This window comes from Pseudoroseomonas ludipueritiae (assembly GCF_014490445.1).
Classification (GTDB): Bacteria; Pseudomonadota; Alphaproteobacteria; order Acetobacterales; family Acetobacteraceae; genus Pseudoroseomonas; species Pseudoroseomonas ludipueritiae.
The window spans coordinates 1-5,231 of sequence record NZ_JACTUZ010000226.1 but is presented as its reverse complement, the minus strand read 5'-3'; the positions used below and the strand labels follow the sequence as shown (position 1 = coordinate 5,231).

6 protein-coding genes are annotated in these 5,231 nt (G+C 69.2%); all 6 read left to right on the top strand.

Going from position 1 to position 5,231, the window contains the following annotated elements:
- Positions 1–85 precede the first annotated feature (85 nt).
- Positions 86–712, top strand: coding sequence for an RluA family pseudouridine synthase (locus IBL25_RS24310; RefSeq protein ID WP_367615682.1), 627 nt, complete (start codon positions 86–88; stop codon positions 710–712).
- A gap of 429 nt (positions 713–1,141) precedes the next feature.
- Positions 1,142–2,827 (top strand): 30S ribosomal protein S1, encoded by a 1,686-nt coding sequence (rpsA, locus tag IBL25_RS24305; RefSeq protein WP_187781045.1) that lies wholly within the window; start codon positions 1,142–1,144, stop codon positions 2,825–2,827.
- A gap of 394 nt (positions 2,828–3,221) precedes the next feature.
- The gene (sppA, locus tag IBL25_RS24300; protein ID WP_238940637.1) at positions 3,222–4,139 is read left to right on the top strand and encodes a signal peptide peptidase SppA; all 918 of its coding nucleotides are present in this window, start codon (positions 3,222–3,224) and stop codon (positions 4,137–4,139) included.
- Between the two features lie 37 nt (positions 4,140–4,176).
- Positions 4,177–4,509, top strand: a complete 333-nt coding sequence (gene ihfB / locus IBL25_RS24295; RefSeq protein ID WP_187781043.1) for an integration host factor subunit beta — start codon at positions 4,177–4,179, stop codon at positions 4,507–4,509.
- Between the two features lie 6 nt (positions 4,510–4,515).
- On the top strand, positions 4,516–4,854 hold the full coding sequence (locus tag IBL25_RS24290; RefSeq protein ID WP_187781042.1) for a lipopolysaccharide assembly protein LapA domain-containing protein: 339 nt from the start codon (positions 4,516–4,518) through the stop codon (positions 4,852–4,854).
- Positions 4,855–4,864: 10 nt separating this feature from the next.
- A partial coding sequence (locus IBL25_RS24285) for an orotidine 5'-phosphate decarboxylase / HUMPS family protein (RefSeq protein ID WP_187781041.1) occupies positions 4,865–5,231 on the top strand: 367 nt, incomplete at its 3' end.

Genomic DNA, 5,231 nt, shown 5'->3' with positions numbered 1-5,231 from the left:
CGCGCGGCGCCCGCCTCCCCCACCCCGCCTGCCGGCCGAGCCGCCGCCGGAGATCGCCGCCCGCATCCTGCTGCGCACCGATGCGGTGCTGGTGCTGGACAAGCCCGCCGGCCTGCCGGTCCATGCCGGGCCGCGCGGTGGCGCGAGCCTGGAGGATTGGCTGCCGCAGTTGGCCTTCGGCAAGAAGCGCGTGCCGCAGCCGGCGCACCGGCTGGATACCGATACCGCCGGCTGCCTGGTGCTGGGCCGCACCCAGCCCGCCCTGGCGGAACTCGGCGCCCTGTTTGCCGCCGGCCGGGCGGAAAAGACCTATTGGGCGGTGGTGAAAGGCGCTGGCCCCGCCGAGGCCCAGGGCCGCATCGACCTGCCGCTGCGCAAGACCAGCAGCGCCGCCCGTGGCTGGCGGATCGAGCCGCATCCGGAAGGCCAGCCCGCCACCACACTCTGGCGCGTGCTGGGCCGTGGCCCCGGACTCTGCTGGCTGGAGCTGCGCCCCCGCACCGGCCGCACGCATCAGCTCCGTGTTCATTGCGCCACCCTGGGCTTTCCCATTCTGGGCGATCCTTTCTACGGCACACCGGCCCCTGGCGGGCTGCACCTGCTGGCCCGTGCCATCAAGCTGCCGCTCTTGCCCCCGGTCATGGCCAAGGCCCCGGTACCCGCCGCCATGCGGCCGGCCTTCGCCGCCTGTGGTTGGCAGGCAGAAGCCTAGCCGCCACGCCGCGACTTGTGTTGTGTGCCGAGCCAATCGCGCGGAAAAGGTGCACCGCCTCCAAGCCCTTGAAAGTGAATACCTAAGCCACCATTTGGAATTTGAAACGAACCGCCAAGGCGGCCAGGGCGTGGTGCGGCCGGGACTCAAGCCCGGCGATTCCGCTTGACGAGGTGCCCGAAGCTGTCTTAGGCGGTTTTCCAAACCTTGCTGCCGATCTGGCGGCAAGGTTGTCCGGTTTTCGGGCCTGTCGTTCCGGCGACGGGCCATATACCGGACCGGCAAGGGTGGGCCGATATTCCGCCTGTCATCACAGGGTCAGGGTAAGCCGCGAACCACGGCGCCCGGCCAAGCCGTGCCCGCGGAGGCGGGGGCGCAGGAACCGGCCCGGGTACCTCGCCTGGGCCAGAAGCAGGAATTTCCCGCTATATGACCGAAGACTTTGCTGCCCTGCTCGACGAGACGCTGGGTGCCGACACCGGCTTCGCCGGCTCCGTCGTCACTGGCCGCGTCATCCGCGTCGATGACGACTTTGCCGTTGTCGATGTCGGCCTCAAGAGCGAGGGCCGCGTTCCCCTGAAGGAATTCGCTCCTCAGGGTCAGAAGGCCGAAGTTCAGCCCGGCGACGTGATCGAGCTGTTCGTCGAGCGTTACGAGGACCGGGACGGCTCCATCGTCCTGTCCCGTGAGAAGGCGCGCCGCGAGGAAGCCTGGACCAACCTGGAGAAGGCCTTCAACGCGCAGCAGCGCGTGAACGGCGTGATCTTCGGTCGCGTCAAGGGTGGCTTCACGGTGGACCTGGGCGGTGCCGTGGCCTTCCTGCCCGGCTCCCAGGTGGATATCCGCCCCGTGCGCGATGTCGGGCCGCTGATGGGCTCCCCGCAGCCCTTCCAGATCCTGAAGATGGACCGCGCCCGCGGCAACATCGTCGTCAGCCGCCGTGCGGTTCTGGAAGAGACGCGCGCCGAGCAGCGCTCCGAGCTGATCCAGGGCCTCAAGGAAGGCATGATCCTGGACGGCGTGGTCAAGAACATCACCGACTACGGTGCGTTCGTGGACCTCGGTGGCGTGGACGGCCTGCTGCATGTCACCGACATCGCCTGGCGCCGCATCAACCACCCGTCCGAGGCCCTGACCATCGGTCAGCAGGTCCGCGTGCAGGTGATCCGCTTCAACCCGGAGACGCAGCGCATCTCCCTGGGCATGAAGCAGCTGATGTCCGACCCGTGGGAAGGCGTGGCGATCAAGTACCCGGTGGGTGCGAAGTTCTCCGGCCGCGTCACCAACATCACCGACTACGGCGCCTTCGTGGAGCTGGAGCCGGGCGTCGAGGGTCTGGTCCACGTCTCCGAGATGAGCTGGACCAAGAAGAACGTCCATCCGGGCAAGATCGTCGCCACTTCGCAGGAAGTCGACGTGCTGATCCTGGACGTGGACGAGCCGAAGCGCCGCATCAGCCTCGGCCTGAAGCAGGCCCAGGGCAACCCGTGGGAGCTGTTCCTGGAGCAGCATGGCCCGGGTTCGATCGTGGAAGGCGAGATCCGCAACATCACCGAATTCGGTCTGTTCGTGGGTCTGGCTCCCGAGATCGACGGCATGGTGCACATGTCCGACCTGTCCTGGGATGTCGCCGGCGAGCAGGCGATGGCCGAGTACCAGAAGGGCCAGATCGTCAAGGCCAAGGTGCTGGACGTGGACGTCGAGAAGGAGCGCATCTCCCTCGGCATCAAGCAGCTTGAGGCCGATCCGGCCGCCGAGGTGCTGGACCGCGTGCGCAAGAACGACATCGTGACCTGCGTGGTGACGAAGGTCGAGCAGAACGGCATCGAGGTGAAGGTTGACGAGGTCCTGACGGGCTTCATCCGCCGCGCCGAGCTGGCCCGCGACCGCAACGACCAGCGCCCCGACAAGTTCGCCATCGGCGAGAAGGTCGATGCGAAGGTGACGGCCGTGGACCGCGCTGCCCGCCGCCTGGCCCTGACCATCAAGGGCAAGGAAGTCGAGGAAGAGCGCGAGGCGATGAAGGAATACGGCTCCGCCGATTCCGGCGCCTCCCTGGGTGACATCCTGGGCGCGGCCATCCGCCGCCGCAACCAGATGGCTTCCGAGGACTGATCCAACCCCGCAAGGGATCGGATCGAACGGACGCGCCCCGGGTGGTTCTCCACCCGGGGCGTTTTCGTTTGCGGGCAGGGCGCCTGGGGGCGCTGCCCCCAGGCGCCCGCCGGCGTGGAAAATCCACCCCGGACCCCGCTTCGAGATGTTCAGGCTTGAGAGGCACGCGAGGTGCCAATCATCCTCACTGTAAGATCAAAAGGCTGCGCAAGCTGGCCCCGCAATCGCCGGAGGGTCTGGCCCTCCGGCGGAACCGGCCAGCCAGACGCCCAACTGATGGCGGTCTGGGGTGACACTGTCACCCCAGCGGGGAGGTCTGGAGGGGCGGCGCCCCTCCGGCCTTGCGTCTCACTCTTGACCCCGCCCATCGCATACCGGCATGGATGCCACCAGCATGAGCGCCTCCCTGCAATCCGACCTGCTGGTGGACCGACGGCGGCTGAAGCGGCAGCTTCTGGGCTGGCGTGTCGCTGCCGTGGCCCTGGGTGCCCTGGCGGCTTTCGTGGCTTTCCGCGGCACTGCCGATGGCCTGCCGGGCCGGGCGCATCTGGCCCGGCTGAAGGTGGAAGGCGCCATCACCGACGACCCGCGTGTGGCCGAGGCCCTGGATGCCGCCGCGCGCGATGCCTCGGTGAAAGGGCTGATCCTCTCCATCGACAGTCCTGGCGGCAGCGTCGGCGGCGGCGAGGCACTGCATGCCGCCGTGGCCCGTTTCCGGGAGAAGAAGCCCGTGGTGGCGGTGATGCGCGGCACCGCCGCTTCCGCCGCCTTCATGGCCGCCATGCCGGCCGAGCGCGTTTTCGCGCGGGAAAGCACCGTCACCGGCTCCATCGGCGTGCTGATGCAGTCCTTCGATGTATCGGAGCTGCTGGGGCATCTCGGCGTGCGGCCGGAGACCATCACCTCCGGCCCGCTGAAGGCCCAGCCTAGCCCCTTCCAGCCGCTGTCGCCGGAAGGGCGGGTGGTGATGCAGGGCGTCATCTCCGACCTGCAGAACCAGTTCATGGGCATGGTGGCCAAGGGCCGGCAGATGACGCTCGAAGAAGTGCGTCCGCTGGCCGATGGCCGCGTCTATACCGGGCGGCAGGCCCTGGCGCTGAAGCTGGTGGACGCCATCGGCGGCGAGCCCGAGGCGCGCGCCTGGCTGGCGGAGGCGAAGGAGATTCCGGCCGGCACCCCGGTGCGGGACCTGGACCCGCGGGACCTGTCTGAGCGCACCTTTGGCTTCGCGCTGCGCGGCCTTGCCAAAAGCGTTGTATCAGAATGGCTTGCGGTTGACGGCGTGCGGGCCGTTTGGCAGCCTGGGCGCTGAATTTAAGAACCCTGCCCCCCGAGGAGATCCGCGCGAGATGACGAAATCGGAACTGATCGCGCAGCTGGCGGCGGCCAATCCGCATCTGCGCCAGCCGGATGTCGAGTTGATCGTTGGCACGATCTTCGACGAGATCAGCGCCGCCCTGGCGCGCGGGGACCGGGTGGAGCTGCGCGGCTTCGGCGCTTTTTCCGCCAAGCAGCGCGACCCGCGCACCGGCCGCAACCCGCGCACCGGTGAAGCGGTTGAAGTGGCCAGCAAGGCGGTGCCTTATTTCAAGCCGGGCAAGGAGCTGCGGGAGCGCGTCAATGGCGGCCCGCTGCAGTCTCCCCGGCGCATGGCCGGCAGTGGCTCGGCAACGGCGGAGTAAGATTGCGTGTTGGCTTTGATCCTCGCCCTGCCGCTGCTGCTGGTGCTGGTGCTGTTCGCGGTCTCCAATACCGTGCCGGTGGACCTGCAGTTCTGGCCCTTCGACTTCGCCTGGCAGGTGCCGCTGGCCGGCGCCGTGCTGGGGGCGGCGCTGCTGGCCTTCCTGCTTGGCGCCCTGCTGGCCTGGGGCAGCGGGCTGCGCTACCGCGCCGAGGCGCGCCGCATGCGCAATGCCGCCCGGCTGCTGGAGGCCGAGGTGGCCGAGCTGCGCGCTCAGCAGGCCAAGCCGGTGCCGAATAGCGCCCCCACCGGCACTGCTCTGGTCCCGGCGCCGCACCACGCGTAAAAGAGGCGGCATGAGTGCCGCCTCCATCCCCTCCCCCCTCTGGGCCAAGCCGAACCGCTGCGGCGTCATTGCCGCGCTGGATACCCCGGACCCCGCCCGCGCCATGGGCTGGGCCGAGGCCGTCGCCCCGCATGTCGGGCTGGTGAAGGTGGGGCTGGAGCTGTTCTGCGCCGCCGGCCCCGCCGTGGTGCAGCGGATCGGGCAGCACCGCCCGGTCTTCCTGGACCTGAAGTTCCACGACATCCCGAACACCGTGGCCGGCGCCGTGCGCTCGGTCTGCGCCACGCCGCCCGCGATGCTGACGCTGCATGGCGGCGGCGGCGGCGCGATGATCGAGGCCGCGCGCCGTGCCGCCGAGGACACGGCCGGCGCCCGGC

Excerpts from the sequence above, each read along its gene's own strand:
- ihfB (WP_187781043.1), top strand. The coding sequence starts at position 4,177 with ATGACGAAATCGGAACTGATCGCGCAGCTGGCGGCGGCCAATCCGCAT.
- sppA (WP_238940637.1), top strand. The coding sequence starts at position 3,222 with ATGAGCGCCTCCCTGCAATCCGACCTGCTGGTGGACCGACGGCGGCTG.
- rpsA (WP_187781045.1), top strand. The coding sequence starts at position 1,142 with ATGACCGAAGACTTTGCTGCCCTGCTCGACGAGACGCTGGGTGCCGAC.